The organism is Nitrospiraceae bacterium, assembly GCA_019637075.1.
Taxonomy (GTDB): domain Bacteria; phylum Nitrospirota; class Nitrospiria; order Nitrospirales; family Nitrospiraceae; genus JAHBWI01.
Genome location: JAHBWI010000001.1, coordinates 538,692 through 557,292, shown reverse-complemented (window position 1 = coordinate 557,292; position 18,601 = coordinate 538,692). Strand labels below are relative to the sequence as shown.

At 59.3% G+C, this 18,601-nt stretch carries 12 protein-coding genes and 1 tRNA gene; 10 read left to right on the top strand and 3 right to left on the bottom strand.

Going from position 1 to position 18,601, the window contains the following annotated elements:
* Window positions 1-182 precede the first annotated feature (182 nt).
* Window positions 183-3,872 (top strand): methionine synthase, encoded by a 3,690-nt coding sequence (gene metH / locus KF814_02635; GenBank protein MBX3235024.1) that lies wholly within the window; start codon window positions 183-185, stop codon window positions 3,870-3,872.
* A 62-nt stretch (window positions 3,873-3,934) separates the two neighbouring features.
* On the opposite strand, the gene KF814_02630 is transcribed toward metH, so the two are convergent.
* Window positions 3,935-4,534 (bottom strand): hypothetical protein, encoded by a 600-nt coding sequence (locus KF814_02630; protein ID MBX3235023.1) that lies wholly within the window; start codon window positions 4,532-4,534, stop codon window positions 3,935-3,937.
* A 31-nt stretch (window positions 4,535-4,565) separates the two neighbouring features.
* Complete coding sequence (locus KF814_02625) at window positions 4,566-5,708, bottom strand: response regulator (GenBank protein MBX3235022.1); 1,143 nt, start codon at window positions 5,706-5,708, stop codon at window positions 4,566-4,568.
* Window positions 5,709-6,208: 500 nt separating this feature from the next.
* Here KF814_02625 and rph point away from each other — a divergent pair, with 500 nt between their 5' ends.
* The 3 genes from rph to KF814_02610 all read left to right on the top strand — a co-directional run bounded on the left by rph (window position 6,209) and on the right by KF814_02610 (window position 7,635).
* Window positions 6,209-6,952 (top strand): ribonuclease PH, encoded by a 744-nt coding sequence (gene rph / locus KF814_02620; protein MBX3235021.1) that lies wholly within the window; start codon window positions 6,209-6,211, stop codon window positions 6,950-6,952.
* A gap of 1 nt (window position 6,953) precedes the next feature.
* Window positions 6,954-7,568, top strand: coding sequence for an XTP/dITP diphosphatase (locus KF814_02615; GenBank protein MBX3235020.1), 615 nt, complete (start codon window positions 6,954-6,956; stop codon window positions 7,566-7,568).
* Window positions 7,559-7,635 (top strand) — tRNA-Pro (locus KF814_02610). The genes KF814_02615 and KF814_02610 overlap by 10 nt, the downstream gene beginning before the upstream one ends.
* 367 nt (window positions 7,636-8,002) lie before the next feature.
* On the opposite strand, the gene KF814_02605 is transcribed toward KF814_02610, so the two are convergent.
* Window positions 8,003-8,239: a hypothetical protein gene (locus KF814_02605; GenBank protein ID MBX3235019.1), complete on the bottom strand. Its 237-nt coding sequence runs from the start codon at window positions 8,237-8,239 to the stop codon at window positions 8,003-8,005.
* Between the two features lie 456 nt (window positions 8,240-8,695).
* Between KF814_02605 and KF814_02600 the strand changes: the two genes are divergently transcribed.
* The 6 genes from KF814_02600 to KF814_02575 all read left to right on the top strand — a co-directional run bounded on the left by KF814_02600 (window position 8,696) and on the right by KF814_02575 (window position 18,594).
* Window positions 8,696-12,970: a hypothetical protein gene (locus KF814_02600; protein ID MBX3235018.1), complete on the top strand. Its 4,275-nt coding sequence runs from the start codon at window positions 8,696-8,698 to the stop codon at window positions 12,968-12,970.
* A gap of 13 nt (window positions 12,971-12,983) precedes the next feature.
* Window positions 12,984-13,385 carry a hypothetical protein gene (locus tag KF814_02595; GenBank protein ID MBX3235017.1) on the top strand — a complete coding sequence of 134 codons (402 nt, stop codon included), beginning with the start codon at window positions 12,984-12,986 and terminating at the stop codon, window positions 13,383-13,385.
* Between the two features lie 621 nt (window positions 13,386-14,006).
* Window positions 14,007-14,927 carry an IPT/TIG domain-containing protein gene (locus KF814_02590; GenBank protein ID MBX3235016.1) on the top strand — a complete coding sequence of 307 codons (921 nt, stop codon included), beginning with the start codon at window positions 14,007-14,009 and terminating at the stop codon, window positions 14,925-14,927.
* A 29-nt stretch (window positions 14,928-14,956) separates the two neighbouring features.
* On the top strand, window positions 14,957-16,177 hold the full coding sequence (locus KF814_02585) for a hypothetical protein (GenBank protein ID MBX3235015.1): 1,221 nt from the start codon (window positions 14,957-14,959) through the stop codon (window positions 16,175-16,177).
* Between the two features lie 12 nt (window positions 16,178-16,189).
* Window positions 16,190-17,623, top strand: a complete 1,434-nt coding sequence (locus tag KF814_02580) for a hypothetical protein (GenBank protein ID MBX3235014.1) — start codon at window positions 16,190-16,192, stop codon at window positions 17,621-17,623.
* Between the two features lie 680 nt (window positions 17,624-18,303).
* Complete coding sequence (locus tag KF814_02575) at window positions 18,304-18,594, top strand: helix-turn-helix domain-containing protein (protein MBX3235013.1); 291 nt, start codon at window positions 18,304-18,306, stop codon at window positions 18,592-18,594.
* The last annotated feature ends 7 nt before the right edge of the window (window positions 18,595-18,601 follow it).

Here is an 18,601-nt window from a genome sequence, read left to right as displayed (position 1 = left end):
CTCGAGCCAGACAATGGTCGGCATCGTATCGGCAGGGTGGCGCAAAGTCAAGGCGACAACCGGGCATTTGCTTGCCGCATAAAGTTCCTTCCCGATATGATGGGGCACTTCCATACCAGTCACCCGGCACTTCGGTTCCTCATCCGCTGGTGCGTGGTGACAGAAAGATGATTCGAGTACCTATGCCACAGCATGAAATTGACGACCTGCTACGCCAGCGCATCCTGATCCTTGACGGCGCGATGGGCACGATGATTCAGCGCTACAAACTCGACGAGGCTGCCTTTCGAGGAGAGCGGTTTCGGTCATGGCACAAGGACCTCAAGGGCCATAACGATCTTCTGAATGTCACCAGACCGGCCGTCATCGAGGAAATCCATCGTCACTATCTGGAGGCCGGGGCCGACATCGTCGAGACGAACACCTTCAATTCTCAAGCGGTGTCGCTGGCCGACTATGGGATGGACGAGCTGGGCTACGAACTATCGAAAGCCGGCGCGGAATGCGCGCGCCGCGCGGTGGCACAGGTGGTGAAACAGCAGCCGAAGCGGCGTTGCTTCGTCGCGGGCGCCATCGGACCGACGACGAAAACCTCGTCTGTGTCCACCGACTCCAATGACTCCGCCGCACGGGGAACGACCTATGAGGAACTCGTCCAGGCCTATGCCGATCAAGTACGCGGCTTGCTGGACGGCGGGGCGGATCTTTTGTTGGTGGAAACGATTTTCGACACGTTGAACGCCAAGGCGGCGTTTTTTGCCATTCAGAAACTCTATGCGGAGGGTGCTCGGCAGGTGCCGATCATGGCTTCCGTGACATTCATTCAGGCCGGCAGCAATCGAGGGTTTTCGGGCCAGACCGTCGAAGGATTTTGGAATTCGATTTCCCACGTGCCGTTGCTGAGCGTGGGCATGAACTGTGCGTTGGGTCCAAAGGAGATGCGCCCGCTGATTGAGGAACTGTCGGGCTTGGCGCCGATCTATATCAGCAGCCATCCCAACGCGGGGCTGCCGAATCCCTTGCTTCCGACGGGATTCCCGGAGACGCCGGATTCACTGGCCCCGCAGCTTCGCGAGTGGGCTCAGAACGGCTGGCTCAACATCGTCGGTGGTTGCTGCGGCACGACGCCCGACCACATTAAGAAGATCGCAGAAGCCGTTCACGACGTCGCTCCGCGCAAGCCCTCGCAGGTCCCGCCCTTCCTTCGGCTCAGCGGCTTGGAGGCTTTGACCGTGCGTCCCGAGTCCAATTTCGTGAATGTGGGCGAACGAACCAATATTACCGGTTCGCCGGCCTTCGCGAAATTGATCTTGGCCGGTGAATACGACAAGGCACTCACCGTGGCCCGCCAGCAGGTCGAAGGCGGCGCGCAAATCATCGATATCAACATGGACGAGGGGCTGCTCGATTCCAAAGCCGCAATGGAGAAATTCCTTCGGCTCCTGGCGGCGGAGTCCGACATCGCGCGCGTGCCGATCATGGTCGACAGTTCGAAGTGGGAGGTCATCGAAACAGGCCTCCGGAATCTCCAGGGCAAGGGCATCGTCAATTCGATCAGTTTGAAGGAAGGCGAAGCCAAGTTTCTCGAGCAGGCTCGGCTGATTCACCGCTACGGTGCGGCTGTCGTCGTGATGGCGTTCGACGAGCGGGGCCAGGCCGACTCTTTGGCCCGGCGCACGGACATTTGCGGGCGGTCGTACAAGCTCCTGACGGAGCAGGTGGGCTTCCCGCCGCAGGACATTATCTTCGATCCGAACATCCTGACCGTGGCCACGGGACTGGAGGAGCACAACAATTACGCGGTCGATTTCATCGATGCGGCCCGCTGGATCAAACAACACCTGCCGCTGGCGAAGGTCAGCGGCGGCGTGAGCAATATTTCATTCTCGTTCAGAGGCAACAATGTCGTGCGCGAGGCGATGCATGCGGCGTTCCTCTACCATGCGATCAAGGCCGGTCTCGATATGGGCATCGTCAACGCTGGCCAGCTCGCGGTCTACGAAGAAGTTCCCAAGGACCTGTTGGCGCTCGTGGAGGATGTGCTGTTGAACCGACGTCCCGACGCCACCGAGCGGTTAGTGGCCTTCGCGGAGACCGTGAAGCAAAAGGGCAAGGCGGCGGTGAAGGACGACGAATGGCGTCGGCTACCAGTGGAGGAACGATTGTCGCACGCCCTCGTGAAGGGGCTCACGGATTACATCGACCAAGATGTGGAGGAGGCCAGACAAAAGTATCCCAAGCCGTTGGACGTGATCGAAGGTCCGCTCATGGCCGGGATGAATGTCGTGGGGGATTTGTTCGGCTCCGGCAAGATGTTCCTGCCGCAGGTCGTCAAGAGCGCCCGCGTGATGAAGAAGGCGGTGGCGTACCTCATGCCGTACATGGAGGCCGAGAAGGCGAAGTCCGGCCTCTCCCGTTCGAACGGGAAAGTGTTGCTGGCGACGGTGAAGGGCGATGTGCACGACATCGGCAAGAACATCGTCGGGGTCGTGCTCGGTTGCAACAATTATGAGGTCATCGATCTGGGAGTCATGGTGTCCTGCGAGAAGATTCTTGCGACCGCCCGCGAGCAGCAGGTCGACGTCGTCGGCCTGAGCGGACTCATCACGCCGTCGTTGGATGAAATGGTGCACGTCGCGAAGGAAATGACGCGCGAAGGGTTTCAGGTGCCGCTCTTGATCGGCGGGGCCACGACAAGCAAGGCACACACGGCCGTGAAGATCGCTCCCTCCTATGCGAATGCGACCGTGCATGTGCTTGATGCGTCACGGGCGGTCGGGGTCGTAGGGAGCCTGTTGAATCGTGACCATCGCGAGGAGTTTGCCCGCAAGACCCGCGAGGACTATGCCCGGGTCCGGCAGGCCCACCAGGATCGGGGCGCAAAGCCCTTGCGCCCGCTCTCGGATGCGCGGAGCCGTCATTTGCCGACCGACTGGAAGGCCGTGGATATTCCCATTCCCGCGAAGGCCGGTCTCCAGGTCATCGAGCGGCAGCCGCTGCGTGATCTGATTCCGTTCATCGATTGGTCGCCGTTTTTTCACACATGGGAATTGCGCGGCCGCTATCCGTCCATTCTCGAGGATGTGACGGTCGGGTCCAAAGCCAAAGAGTTGCTGGCGGATGCGCAGCGGCTGCTGGAAGAAATCGTCCGGGAGAATCTCTTGACGGCGCGCGGCTGCTACGGACTGTGGCCGGCCAACGCAGTCGGGGACGATATCGAGGTCTATGCCGATTCCGACCGCCATCGGCGAGTAGCGACCTTCCACACGTTGCGGCAGCAGACGGAAAAGCCCGCCGATCAGTTCAACCTGGCGCTGGCGGATTTTGTCGCTCCGAAGGACAGCGGCCGTGTGGATTTTCTCGGGGCGTTTGCCGTCACGGCCGGCATCGGCATCGAGCCGCTTTGCGCCCGGTTCGACAAGGACCACGACGATTACAACTCCATCATGGCCAAGGCTCTGGCGGATCGCCTGGCGGAAGCCTTTGCAGAGTATCTCCATCAGCGAGTGAGGATGGAGTGGGGATATGGACGAGGGGAGCAGTTGTCCAATGAAGACCTGATCCGGGAGCGATACCGGGGGATCCGTCCCGCGCCCGGTTACCCGGCCTGTCCGGACCACACCGAAAAGCGAACGTTGTTCGCGTTGCTTCACGCCGAGGAGAAGGCCGGCGTCAGCTTGACCGAGTCTTACGCGATGCTGCCTGCGGCTTCCGTGAGCGGGCTCTACTTCGCTCATCCCGATGCCAAGTATTTTGCCGTCGGGAAGATCGATCACGATCAGGTGGAAGACTACGCGAAACGCAAGGGGCTGGCTGTTGCGGAAGTGGAACGATGGCTGGCCCCCAATCTCAACTACGAGCCGACGGCGTAACGCCTCGGCTCACGGCGCCTGCAGTCGGCCAGAGGCTGATCGCTTGGAGAGGCCTGCGCGTGTCAGACCGCTTCGAGGACGGGGGGGCGTGAAGCGGCGATGGCGTTTGATGCGGATTGCAGCGAGCCCCTGATCCAGCGATAGCGTTCTTCTGCCCAGGCGTTGAACGAGGCCGAATCTTCAAACACCAGGTCCCAGGCCTTCGCAGCATCCAGCATCAGCAGTTGTTGCGGGCGATTGTGACCCGGAAACAACACGACCAATACTGCTGAATTCCCCGTCAGGCTCACGTCCGTAAAAACATGGATCATGGCGGTCGCGGGCAGGGCGACGTCGCGGCTGGCCGCTTCGACCAGCGGTTGATACAGCCGGTGCAGCAGCTGGTTCGTATCTTCATAGGGGCTGGTCGTGCCCAGGAGTCGCGGGTTCGGCTTTTCGCCGAACAGATTGTCCGTCAGGTATGTGGCCGCTTCCCACGTCGGCATGAGCCCGGAAGAGGCGAGGTTCTCGCAAAGATAGGCGATCCAGTTTCTGGTGAACCTGGCAGGATGGGCGATCGGCTCGGGGACGGATGAGTCGATGGCCGCGGGTTTGGCGGCCGCATCGCTACAGGCACGTTCGTTCCGGCTTTTTCTCGATCCTTGGGGTGCTCGTGATGCCATTCGTCAGCCCATCCTTGTTCTGACAGGTGAATTAGCGCAGTGGAGTGCGGATCGACCGATCCGCGTATTGATCGTGAATTCGGCGGATGTCGTCGATGGAGCCCATGAATACGTCGATGAGGTCCGGATCGAAATGTTGGGCCTTGTGCTTCACCATCAGGTCCACGGCGTGTTCGAAGGGAAACGCCGGTTTGTAGACCCGTTCCGTGGTCAAGGCATCGAAGGCATCCGCGATGGACGCGATGCGTCCTTCGATGGGAATGCCGTCCGCTTTCAGGTTGCGCGGGTAGCCGCTCCCATCCCAGCGTTCATGGTGGGTCCAGGCGATCAAGGCCGCGACCTTGAGCAGTTCCGCGTCCGAGCCGCTGAGGATTCGGTAGCCGATGTCCGCATGTTGGGCGATGACGTTGAACTCTTCCGGTGTGAACTTCCCGGGCTTGAGCAACACGTGGTCCGGCGTGCCGATCTTGCCGATGTCGTGCATCGGGCTGGCGGTGCGGATCAGATCGCACCGATCGGGCGACAGGCCGAACCGGCGGGCCAACAGCTCGCAGTAGTGGCTCATGCGTTGAATGTGTTGGGCGGTGGCGCTGTCGCGAAACTCCGCCGCAATCGCCAACCGCTGAATCGTTTCCTCGCGGGACAGCCGCAGTTCTTTCTCGCTTCGCTCCAGCCAATCCAGGGCCTGTTGCAGCGCGATGGTCCTGGTTCGGACAACCTCCTCGAGGTTTTCCCGGTGCATGCTGTTTTCGATCTCGAGTTTTCGGCGGCGAAGGGCGTTTGCGACGTTGATCAAGACCTCGTTCGCCTCGAACGGCTTGATGACGTACCCGAACGCGCCCATGTCCAACGCCGCGTTCGCAAGGACCGGGCTGTCCAGGCCGGTGACCATGATGACGGCGGTCAATGGGTATTGGGTGAGGATGTGGCGAACCAAGTCCATGCCCGACTCGCCGGGCATGTTCACGTCGCACAACACCAAGGCATAGGTATTCTTTTCGAGTTGCTGCCGGGCTTCCCGGGATTCGGCCGCCAGTGTCACCACATACCCATGTGGCTCGAGGAGGTAGCCGAGGAGCCGACGGATCGGCTCCTCGTCATCCACGATGAGGACCTTCCGGTTTTCAACGAGGGAGGGGTGATTGGTCCGCGAGGCGGCTGTCTGTATGCTCATACACGTGGCTCGTAAGGTTCGATCAGTAATGGATGGGAACCGCAGGTCGGATCATTATCGGTAGAATGACTGTGGGCCTTAACTAATTGAGAGAACTCGGAAACACGATGCACCTTTTGTGCCATCAAGATCCGTTAGTGAAGGTCCCTATTCGTCCCGACTGAGTGGTCGGTGCTGATTCAGCTAACTGCTTTGAAATGTGGAGAAGAGGCTGTGGGCAAGTGCGGCGCGTCCAAGTCGAAACCGACGGAGCCTGTCGTCAGGAATGACGCCTGAAGGGATGCCGCTGTACAGAAATCGCCGTCGGGGCATCAAGTTTGTGAACACTGGTAGCGGATTATACACAGGTTCGACACGATTGCCAGTCCAAAAGCAGCGGCATTCGCCGGACGAATGACCCATCAGCTCGCCAGCGCGTGGCGCGCTGGTTCATTTGCTCTTTGATACCCTGTTCACTATAATTCCGACCTTCGGTTCCGGGTGAGGAAGGAGAGTATGGGATGAGTAGTGGGGCCTCATTGACCAGGTTTGACGGTCGCCGACGCGACCAAGTCAGGCCGGTCAAAATTACGCGTAATTTTATCAAGCATGCCGAAGGGTCCGTCCTCATCGAGATGGGGGACACCAAAGTCATTTGCACGGCCTCGGTTGAAGAGAAGGTGCCGCCTTTTCTCCGCGACAAGGGGAAGGGATGGGTCACAGCCGAATATGCCATGCTCCCGCGAGCCACGCACGATCGTTCGCCGCGTGAGGCGGTGAAGGGGAAGCAGGGCGGACGTACGCTCGAGATTCAACGATTGGTCGGACGCGCGCTGAGGGCGGTCACGGATACGAGCGAAATGGGTGAACGGACGGTGTGGATCGATTGCGACGTGATCCAAGCCGATGGCGGCACCAGGACCGCCTCCATCACCGGCGCCTTTATCGCGCTGGCGGATGCCCTGACGGTGGTGAAGAAGAAAGGTCTGATCAAGAAACTGCCCTTGACCGATTACCTCGCGGCGATCAGTGTCGGCAAGGTGGGCGGCGAGGTGCTGGTCGATCTGGCTTATGAAGAGGATTCCCATGCCGAGGTCGATATGAATCTCGTGATGACCGGCGCCGGCCGCTATGTGGAAGTCCAAGGTACGGCGGAACGGACTCCGTTCCATAAGAAGGACATGGATGATTTTTTGAATCTGGGTTGGGGCGCCATCCAGCATTTGGTGGGCATCCAGAAGTCGCTGATCGGAGCGCTTGGCTGACATGGAGATCGTGTTGGCCACCAGGAATCCCCACAAAGGACAGGAACTCATGGCGCTGCTGGCGGAACCGGGGCTGGTCGTTCGCACCCTTGCAGACTTTCCTGGTGCGCCGGAAGTGGTGGAGGATGGGGACACCTGTGAGGCCAACGCTATCAAGAAGGCGCGGGAGATCGCTCGCCACACGGGTTTGCCGGCCGTGGCGGATGATACCGGGTTGGAAGTAGATGCATTGGGCGGTCGCCCGGGAGCGTTTGCGGCACGGTACGCCGGCGAGCACGCGACGTATGAGGATAACTGCCGGAAGCTTCTTCAGGAACTCCAAGGGGTGCCGAAGCCCAGGCGAGGCGCACGCTTCGTGACGGTGGCGGCGGTGGCGTTGCCGACCGGGCAGGCCATGACGGTCGAAGGCATTCTGGAAGGTTTCATTGCCGAAGAGGCGGTGGGGGCGCACGGCTTCGGTTATGATCCCGTATTCATCGTGCCGGAGTATAATTGCACTCTGGCGGAGTTGTCGCCGGAAACCAAGAACCGGATCAGTCATCGTGCCCGTGCATTCGGCAAGGCTAAGTCCATGATCAGGCGGATTACGGTGGAGAATAAACCAGTCGGGGCGTAGCGCAGCTTGGTAGCGCGCCTGCTTTGGGAGCAGGATGTCGGAGGTTCAAATCCTCTCGCCCCGACCATACAAAGCTTGGTCGACCGCGTCGCCTTCAGCATTCGCAATTCCCAACTTTTGAGAAGGCGCCCGTAGCTCAGTTGGATAGAGCATCAGCCTTCTAAGCCTTTCCAATAGTTCCTCGTAATCCCCTGATAGAAGTGATAAACCCATCGTCTGGAGCAGCTTCTCGCGTTTGTATGCCCTCGGTTCTGTTGGGCTGAATTAAGGCCCCTTCGGGCCGTTTTTGCTGTAAAGAGAACACGCCGGGAACACGTAGGGTTAGTACTTGCTTTCGTCACAACTTACCATCTCTCTCAGAAGCGCCTTGTGTAGGGGAGCTCGGTATCGGTAGAGGGAGGCCCTCCTTTCATGAAGAGCCTCCCTCTGGCGATTTACGGCTTCGGTATCTGATCAGCGATCCACTTCTTGGCTTGCTGGGTGACCGTGAGCAGCGCTTCCAAATCGTTCAAGCCGAACGATGTCCCATTTCTCCAGACACCCGATTGATCTCTGAATGGACGGGTGAACGTCGTCGAGAAAAACGGACCGTTCTCGCTCTGGTTCCGCCAGATCGTCGCCTTGATGGTGCCGCATCGCAGCGTGTGCACCGGTTTGTTGTTCGTGCCCATGTTGTTTCCTCCTTGGTTGAAATGAAGGTGGCTCTCACACAGGAAGCGGAGAGCCACCGCACAGTTCACGGAGGAAACAGAAGTAACAACCAACAATCAGCGAATGGTTCGCAGGGTGAGTGACAGCTAAGGCTGGCGCGATTCCTGCGCATGGAGCCGGCCGTCGTGAAGCCCTGGCATCCGGACACGAGCGCGGGATACAGCTTCCTGGGTAGGGCCGAACGGCCATCTTGCGTGGAATACGCTGTTCCGGTACACGTGCGCCTGCATGGCTATTCCACGCACGTAGTTACTATGATGGCCCCTTGCGTCGAGCCTAACGATCGATGACCGTCACACTCACCGTGGTCCCGATGATCATAATCTGTGAGCTTGGCATCGAAGCAGCGCCTCGATGATGACCATGGATAGCAACAGGCAAAGGAGTCTGCACCGCACGACATAACCAGGAGCGTCATGGTGAACGCATTGGCAGGCTGCCTTCGTGTACGTCGCTTACGTTGGCTCACGATTGGGTTATGGGTATTCGGCGTCGTCTTCTCTACCCCGTTCGCGCTCCTGGCGCAAACGTCGTCAAGCAGTGGCCTCGTTCCTTCGCTCCGTTCCAGCCAACCTGATCTTCCTCCCGCACAGGGCAGCGTGACGGTCACGGCGACGCCCGGACAGCCGGTTGGAGCCCCCGGCCGACCGGTCAGCGGACGCATTCTATCTGCCGCGGATGCCACACCGCTCGCCGGAGTCTTGGTCACGCTCGCCGGGCAACGCGCCACGACCGATGCCGCCGGCCGATTCGTGTTTCCCCAGCCGCCGAGCGGCTATCAGCTCATCAACATCGATCATGCTTCACTCGATCAGTTTCGGAAGCCACTCAAGAACGGCACGCCAGGCGGGATGATGCATGCCGACCCCGTGCTTGTGAATGTATCCATGGAGAAAGCGCTCGACCTCGCCGATCCCATCTGGGTCGTGCAGACGCATCCCACCCTGTACACGATTTCGCCTGGCGCGAAATCAGAGGTGCGTCCCAGTCATGTGCCGGGGCTGACCTTGAGTATTCCGGATGGGACGGTGATTCGAGGCACCGACGGCCACCCGAATACCCAGGTGGCCATCACCCCCATTCCGCCGGACCGAGTCCCACGGATTCCGGCGAACGCCGCTCCCAGAACCGTCTACTTGGTCAGCTTCGAGAAGCAAGGCGGCGGCGTGCCCACCAAGCCGGTGCCCATGACGGCGCCCAATGAAGCCGGCGCCGATCCCGGCACCCGCATGCAGTTCTGGTACTACGATAAGTCGCCCTCGGCGGATCCCGCTTCGCATCAATGGAAATTGGCGGGCTATGGGACCGTCAGCCCCGACGGCCGCACGATTATTCCCGATCCTGGTGTGGGGCAACCACAGTTTTGCTATGCGTACTGGACGGCGGAACAGGTCGACATTGCGAAGCTCTGCCCCTCGGACGGGCAGGCCTGTTCAGCGGCCGATCCGGTGGACGTGACGACCGGGGCCTTCACGCTGCAGAAGACGGATCTGCTCCTGCCGGGTGTGCTGCCCGTGCACATCACGCGCACCTATCGCAGCCTGGCCGCCGGGATTGGGCCGTTCGGGGAGGGCGGGAGCTTTAACTATCACATCCAACTCGCCGTGGTGGGAACGGCTTTGCGACTTCAGATGCCGGACTTCAGCCGGTACCTGTTTTCCCAGGAAGCCGACGGGAAGTATCGCAACACCGCCTTTCCCCTGTTCAAGGGCGCCGCGATCACGAAATTCGGCGACGGGACCGCCGAACTGCGCTGGAAAGATGGCATGATCTACGCCTTTAATTCTGCCGGCTGGCTGGTCGAGCAGCGGGATCGCTACAACAACAAGATCCAGATCATTCGCGATGTCTCACAGCGGGTGACGGAGGTCCGGGAGCCGTCCGGGCGGAAGCTGACCTTCATCTATACCCAAATCAAGCGCGGCTTTTCGCTCTTCGACGTCATCTCGTCGATTACCGATCCGATGGGACGGACGGTGAGCTATGTCTACTATGTCGGCTCCAATGGGCGGCTGTCGCGGGTCTCCGATCCCGCACGCGGCTGGACGACCTACAGCTATGGCGAATATGCCCAGACCTACTATTGGAATGAGGGCATGCTGTCGATCACCGATGCGCGGGGCATCACATATCTGCGCAACGAATACGATATCAACGGCCGCGTGGCCAAACAGATCCTGGCCGATGGCGGCACCTACACCTTCGCCTATACGCTGGCCGGGACGACCGTCACGCAGACCAATGTCACGGACCCGCGGGGGAACGTCACGATCTACCGGATGAACGGCTCGCAATACATGACGCAGGTCGAGCGGCCGGGATCGAACATCACGAATTACGAACGAGAAACCGGCACGAACAAGTTGACCGCGGTCGTCGATCCGCTCTCCCGCCGGACCGAATTCACCTACGACAGCAACGGCAATGTCTTGACGATCAAGGATCCGGAGAACAACACGACCACGTTCACCTACGAGTCAACCTATAACCGGCTGGCCACGATCACGGATGCGATGACGCTGGCCAATGTGACCACGTTCGCCTATAACGATACGGCCCGCACCACGACCATTACCGATCCCGAAAGCAAGCAGACGGTGATTCAATACAGTACCACCGGCCAGCCGACCAGCATCACGGACCCGCTGTCCCATGTCACGAGCTTTGCCTACGACAGCGCCGGCAATCTGACGAGCACGACCGATGCACTGTCGAACGTCACGACGCGGAGTTATGACGCGGTCTCGCGGCTGATCCTGCTCACCGATCCGCGCGGCATGCAGACGCGGTTCAGCTATGACGACCTCAACCGCGTCACGCAGATCCAAGATGCGCTCGGCGGGCTGACCAGCTTCAGCTACGACAACAATGGCAATCTGCTCACGGTCACGGATGCCAAGAATCAGACGACGACCTATACGTACGACGAAATGGATCGGCTGAAGACGCGCAAGGATGCGCTGAACCGGACGGAGAGCTATCAGTATGACCCCAACGGCAATCTTTCGAAGTTCACGGATCGGAAGAGCCAGGTCGCGACCTTTGCCTATGACGCGCTGAACCGCCGGACCGGCGCGACCTATCCGGACTCATCCGTCACATTCGGCTACGACGCGATCGGTCGCCTGACCAGCGTCAGCGACTCGGTGGGCGGCAACATCACCTGGACCTACGATACGGTGAGCAGTGGCCATCATCCGCGGGTGCAGGAGACCACGACGCCGGGCACGGTGACGGTGGAGTATGACGAAATCGGGCGCCGGCTCAAACTCTCTGCCACCGGTCAGACGGATGTCACCTACACCTATGATAAGAACTCACGGCTCAAGACGGTCACGCAGGGCTCACAGACCGTCACGTTGGCCTACGATGATGCGGGGCGACGTACCAGCCTGACCTATCCCAACGGCGTCGTCACGAGCTACGGCTACGATAATGCGAATCGGCTGTTGAGCATCGATCACATCAAGACGCCGACCACGATCGAGGCCCTCACCTATCAGAATGACGCGGCCGGCAATCGAGTCAAGGTGACCCGCGCCAATGCGGCTGCGACGCTCATCCCCCAGGCCGTCACGAACACGGCCTTCGATGCGGCCAATGAGCAAACCCGCTTCAACAGTGCCTCCACCAACCTGGTGTACGACAACAACGGCAATCTCACGTCGTTCACTGATGCCTCAGGCACCACGGCGTACACGTGGAATGCCCGGAATCGATTGACGGGCATCAGCGGACCAAGTCTCTCTGCCAGCTTCGTGTACGACGGGTTGGGACGGAGGAGCAGCAAGACTATCAACAGCGCAACGACTGGCTTTTGGTACGACGGGGAGGATCTCCTGGCTGAACTCTCTGGCAGCACTCCGACGGCTACTTATGTTCGCAGCCTGTCTATCGACGAACCATTCATCCGAAAGCAATCCGGGGGAGATGAGTACTATCAGACGGATGCGTTGGGGACGACAGTGGCGTTGACCGATGGCAGTGGGGCGTCTAGCACGACCTACACCCAAGAACCGTTTGGCAAGACAACCAAGACAGGTTCGTCTACCAATGCGTTCCAGTACACGGGACGTGAGGAGGATGGTACGGGCGTGATGTATTACCGAGCCCGGTTCTACAGTTCAAAAATACAGCGGTTTCTGGGAGAAGACCCGTTGGAATTTGATTCGGGCGAGACCAATTTGTACGGATACGTTGCCAACAACCCAATTAACCTCATTGATCCCACAGGTCTCACATGGGAAACCAATGCAACTTTTTTCTGGCAGTGGTCTACGGGCCTGCACAATAAAGATGTGAGAAATTACCGGTCATACGACGTTGAAACGGTTGAAATGAGTGAGTCACCGGGTGCTGAGAAAATGAGGCAAGCTTTCAAGCTCAATGGATGCAAAACGAAGGGCGGCATCAATTACGGTACGTTCGAGGCAGCATGGGATACCCTGCTTAATCCACTAACGCTGGATTGGTCTAGCACGGCATTCCAAGTCGGAGGGTTTGCAGGCGCTTCTGTTGTTGACAATAAAAATGGGACCGTGACGTTTCGAATCAGAAATGTAGCTGGCACTCACTCCTTCTTTTACCACTTAGTGGCGGATAGAAAAGGGAAGACTGGGCCGATGCGGAACGTTGAACAAAACTTCTCGTGGACAGAACCAAATCCTTGCTCCTTAAGCGGAAGAAAGTGAGCACGTACGGGCCATGCGATTCCTTTATCAATTGGTTCTCTCAATCGGATTAGTGGTTCCGATATCCGGGTGTCTATTACATCCCGACCAGGAAGAAATACCTGGAACCTATGTGGCGGAGTATGAGTTTGGGACGGACAGCCTTGTTCTTAAATCGGATGGTACCTATGCACAGGAAATCAAGGTGAAAGGAAGAGCGGAACCATTACGGGTCACCGGTACATGGAAATATGATCAAAGCGAGAGCCGAATTACTTTCAGTGATGTGTATCTGATACCCAACCCCTACAGTGATGAATGGGATGAAACGACTGCAACGAATCGAGGGTTTGCCAGTTATGCAGTAGAGCGGTATTTCTTCAGTCGAAAGCTACGGTTCGGACCTGATGAAGGCCATCCATTCAACAAGGCCTAGCGTACATTAGATTCATTACGAAGGCCAAAGTTCGAGTTGACTCATGTCAATGCTGACACAATTCTCTTGAGAGCTTTCTTGCCGTGAGAGGTCGGTCATATGAAGAAACAATCCAAGTCCAAAGCGCTAAAATCTATATTTGAACGGAAAGGGGGAAACGGTAGATACACATCGATTTTTGATCGAATGCAAGGAACGCAACAAGAAGAGATCTTGCAGAAGGTTGATCTTACTGATCTGGAAGAGCCAGTGATTGGCAGTTTTCGCAGTTTGAATGATTGGCTGCTGATTACAACGGACCGTGTCTGTTGGTCTGTGAGTCATGTAGTCAAGTCAATTCCATTCCATGTGCATCCATCCTTAATGTATCGCCGGCTCAATTTGGAGAGGTAAATAAACAAGCTATGCGCCGTCTACGCATTCATACGTTGAATTCTGGCGATGTCACCTTGGAGACCGAGGAAGGACCTCCGTTCTTGGAGTTTGGAATGTTCTAAAGCATTTCGCCACCCGGAACAAACGGATATACGAAGGTGATCGTCATTCATCATAGGGATACCACAAAGTAATCATTGATTCTTGTTCTGGTCGCAGCGGAAGAAAGGTAGTACGGAGGTTGTAATGTTCTCTTGCCTTCGAGTCGGGCGAGGCCTTCTTTTAGTCACTCTGATCGCAATTAAACTTGCTTCGAACAATGTTATCTATGCCGGAGAAGCCCAATATGCCTACGACGATCTCGGCCGCCTCACCGCCGTCGTCGATGAAGCCGGCAACACGGCGCTTTACAATTATGACGCCGTCGGCAACCTGATCGGCATCGACCGCTTCACGCCTGGCGCGAGCGGCATCGGCATCTATGCGCTGCTGCCGGCGAGAGGATCGGTGGGCGCTCAGGTGAAGATCCAAGGCTACGGCTTCAGCACCATCCCTTCCAACAACACCGTCACGTTCAACGGCACGGCAGCGACGGTCGTCTCCTCGACCGCCTACGCGATTATCGCCACGGTGCCCTCCGGGGTCACGAGCGGAACCGTAGCAGTCACCAATACTAATGGCAGCGCCACCAGTAGTCAGAGCTTGGCGATTCTCGGCGCGCCCACCATTAGCGGCATCACGCCCAGTTCGTTGGGACAAGGCACGAAAGTGCCGGTGACCGTCGCCGGGACGGGCCTCAAGCAAGCGACGGACGTGACGTTTTCCAATGCAGGCATTACGGCGACCATCAAGACGGGGGTGACCGAGACGAGTTTGCCGCTCGCCTTGCATGTCGCCTCAACCGTGCCACCCGGCACCTATACGTTCACCGTCACGACGCCCTTGGGCACGGCGACCAGCGGGGCGGTGACCGTGTCGGTCGCCGCCCCGACTTGGGGCTTCGTCCACGCGAAGTCCCATGTCAGTGTGTGGATTCCCAAAGGCACGGTGAATGGACCGAGCTTCAGTGCGGGGCCGTCGACGAGCGAATTCCTGCCTGCGGCTCAAATGGCGCCGACCGGGCCCAGTTTTAGCGTGGCGCCGCCCGTGAGTGAATTGCTCCCGTAGGCATTCGAGAGAGAAGGAGGCGTTGAGTTATGAGACTGATGGGCTTCATCCGAGTCGTGAGTGGTCTCGCGTTGGCGATGAGCGCCGCCCCGTTGGCGTACGCGCAAACGTTCAGCAGCGGCAGCACGGGCAGTCTCGGGGCGCTGGCGCCGGTCTCCAATACGGTGATCACCTTGCCCGCCGACGGGATCTTGAATTACACGACGGTCACCATCCCCTCGGGCGTGACGGTGACATTCCAACGCAACGCGGCCAACACGCCCGTGACGATGCTGGCGACGGGGGATGTCTTGATCACCGGGACGATCAATCTGGATGGCTCACCGGGAACCGGGTATGCCAGCTCAGGCCCGACGGTGTATGCGGGAGGTTTGGGAGGGCCAGGGGGCTTTCAAGGGGGCCAGAGCGGCGCGCGCGGGACCTCGAACAATGCGCCCTCGGCAGGCCAGGGCCCGGGCGGGGGCGATGGATCCACGAGTACTGCGACCTTTGGGGCCGGAGGGACCTACGGCGCGCCGAATTTCATCAGTCTGGTTCCCCTCTTCGGCGGATCCGGGGGCGGAGGCTACTACGGGAACACGAGCACCTCGGGCATCTCCGGCGGCGGCGGGGGCGGCGCGCTGGTGATCGCCTCGTCGACGAAAATTACCGTCAATGGGGCCGTGGTTGCCCGGGGGGGCGCGTCGATCCTGGCGCCCAATCCGCAATATTCTGGCGGGGGCAGTGGGGGTGTGCTTCGCTTTGTGGCGCCCGAGATTGCCGGCACCGGTACGCTCAATGTGAGCGGCGGGGTTGGGGGGAGCCCCTCTGCGGGCGCTGGCCGCGTCAGGCTTGAGGCCTTCAAAGTCACGTTCTCAGGCACGGTGACGCCCACCTCCCCCTCGGTGAGCACGTCCTGTGGCCCGGTCACTACCGCGAGCACCCCCGCGTTAACTGGACTGCCGACCCTCCGCATCAGTTCCATTGGTGGCGTGTCGACGCCTTCGACAACGGGCGGCACCTATTCCACGGCCGATCTGACATTGCCGGGTGGTACGACGAATCCCGTCTCGGTGGTGGTGACGGGTACGAATATCCCAGTGGGCTCTACCTTCAAACTGAAACAGATTCCGCAGTTCGCCGCCGCCGCGGCTCCTTCGACGGCTACGTCCACGGGGACTTTGGCAAGTTCCACCGCCACCTTCAGCGTTACCTTGCCGGCGGGGCAGGTGAGTGTCCTGAATGCCTGGAGCGATTTCACACTGCCATAGAGGGGACTGCTCATGATGACGCACCGTCTCTCGTGCTACGTCTCCGTGCTGTGCCTCAGTCTCGTCCTTACCGTGCTGGCGCGATCTCCGGCATGGGGGCAAGCGTTTAACAGCGGCAGCACGGGCTCCCTGGGGGCCTTTGCGCCTGCCTCGAACATGGTCGTCACGTTGCCTGCCGATGGCGTGTTGAACTACACCACGATCACCATTCCCTCGGGTGTCACGGTCACGTTTCAACGGAACGCCGCGAACACGCCCGTGACGATGCTCGCGCAAGGGAATATCTCGATTGCCGGGACGATCCGTGTCAACGGGGACGATGCGGTGGTGGGCGGGACGAGTGGCAGCTGGGGCGTGACACCTGGTAGCCAAGGAGGACCCGGAGGATACAACGGTGGCAATGGCGGGATCCGCGGTACGTATCCCAGCAATGGGACGGCCGGGCAGGGCCCTGGCGGTGGGGGGCCAGGCTTGCTGCCGGCGATTTTCACACAAGACGGCAGTTACGGGGCCCATTCGTCGTTCGTGAATTTGATTCCCCTCTATGGCGGGTCCGGCGGGGGTGGCGGTGTGGCCACGACCACACAGAATGGACCAGCCGGGGCTGGCGGTGGCGGGGCCATTGTGCTTGCCTCGACCACACAAATTACCATTCAAGCCACGGGATCTGTCACTGCCAATGGCGGCGTGGGCTCCACCCCCTGCGCATGGACCGGGGCTGGGGCTGGAAGCGGCGGCGCCATTCGCTTGGTGGCCCCGCAGGTCACCCAGCAAGGCACGGTCCAAGCCAAGGGAGGCAATAACTCGTGCGTCGGCGGCGGCGGTTTTGGCTATGCGGGAAGAGTCCGAATCGAGTGCACGACGTGTACGCTGAACGCCACCGACCCGGTCGCGTCCACCTCCACGACGTTAGGCCCTATCACCGCGACCAGCACGCCGGCGCTGACGGCCCTGCCGACACTCACAATCACGACTATCGCCGGAACAACTGTTCCCGCCACGCCGGGTGGATCGTACACTTCACCCGATATGTCGTTGGCCGCGACGACCCCCAGCGAGTTAACCGTCACACTCACAGCGACTAATATTCCGGTGCCGACTCAATTCACGGTGAAAATGATGCCGGCCATGGGCGAACCGCTCTTCTTTCCTTCGAGCTACTCGACTGGCTCGTTTGCTTCCTCGACGGCGACCGCCACGGTGCGGATTCCGCCAGGTGTCGTGTGTGTCCTCACCGCCTATATGAGCTTTACGCAAGTGGCTGGGGGCTTTCCCGTAATCGACGGAGAAGACGTTGAGAAGGTGCTCGTCGCCGCTCCGTTGAACGATGATTCCGACACGATCGTGCTTCTGCAATCTGGTCGATTGGTTCCGCTGTCCGACCTGGCCCCGAAAGATCAGCAGCGTCTGGTCGTCCTGTTACAGAGCAAAGATCACACGGAGTAGTGGCGCTTGGGTGCCGGCTTATGGCGAACATTGCCAGCATGAGATCCCGCTGGGTTCGCCGGTTTGTGGACTATTCAGAATTGCTGGGTGAGTGGTCGTAAGGTTGGCTGACCCTCGGCTGGTGGTCTCTCGGGTGTGCGAAATGAAGTCGCGATCCAGCTCTGTCGTTTCCTTCACGAAGAGTGCCCTTGCCCCCCGTCTTGGTATTTTTTAAGCTCATGTCTGTCCGACATCTCCTCTCGGTTATGCGGTGTGAAGTGCGCGCTTGCGCTGGTCACGGCTCAGAGCCGTTCGGACCTATAGCCAGTATTTTGGCCCTGGCCAGCGTTTTCCTCTAAAAAGTGTCGGCTGGCTCGAGTCTTTTCCACAGTAGTCCTCTACTACTTTGGTAGTCCCTTGCCCTCCTTGAGGTATAAGGTCTTTCCACTATAGCATTGCGTACAGTGGCTCCTGGAGCGGCTTCTGAGTCGCAAGTAAGAATTACTTCTTGGTGATTCGGCGATACACGGATTGCCCGGCGAGTCGATTTGTGGAGCGTGGAGCATCCAGATTTCTGCTAGACATTCTGTCCTCTTCTGTCCGCTAGTGGCCGCTCCTGACCGCTCAACGTATCTTTCATCCACTGTGCCTGGCTGAGTAAGGTCGGATCGTTCTGACCGAAGCAGCCAGAAAGGAGTCTTATGGGGAAGACGTTACTGACGATCCCGCAACTCGCAAAGGTGTTGCAGATTAGCGAGCGATCGGTGCGGCGGGCTTACAACAAAGGCCAAATCCCTGTGGAGCGTGTCTGTCGGTTCGTCCGGTTCGACCTTGAAGCGGTGAAAGCCGCCCTCAGGCAGAACGGGCAAGGAGCCCGGTCGACCAGGGAGGAGGGACAGCGCAGCGCGACCGGCGGCGACAGCCGGCGGCGCGCGCAGCGGACTCGCCCCCGACTCGGTAAGACGGGGGCGTCCATCGCACGGAAAGGGTAGGAGCTGC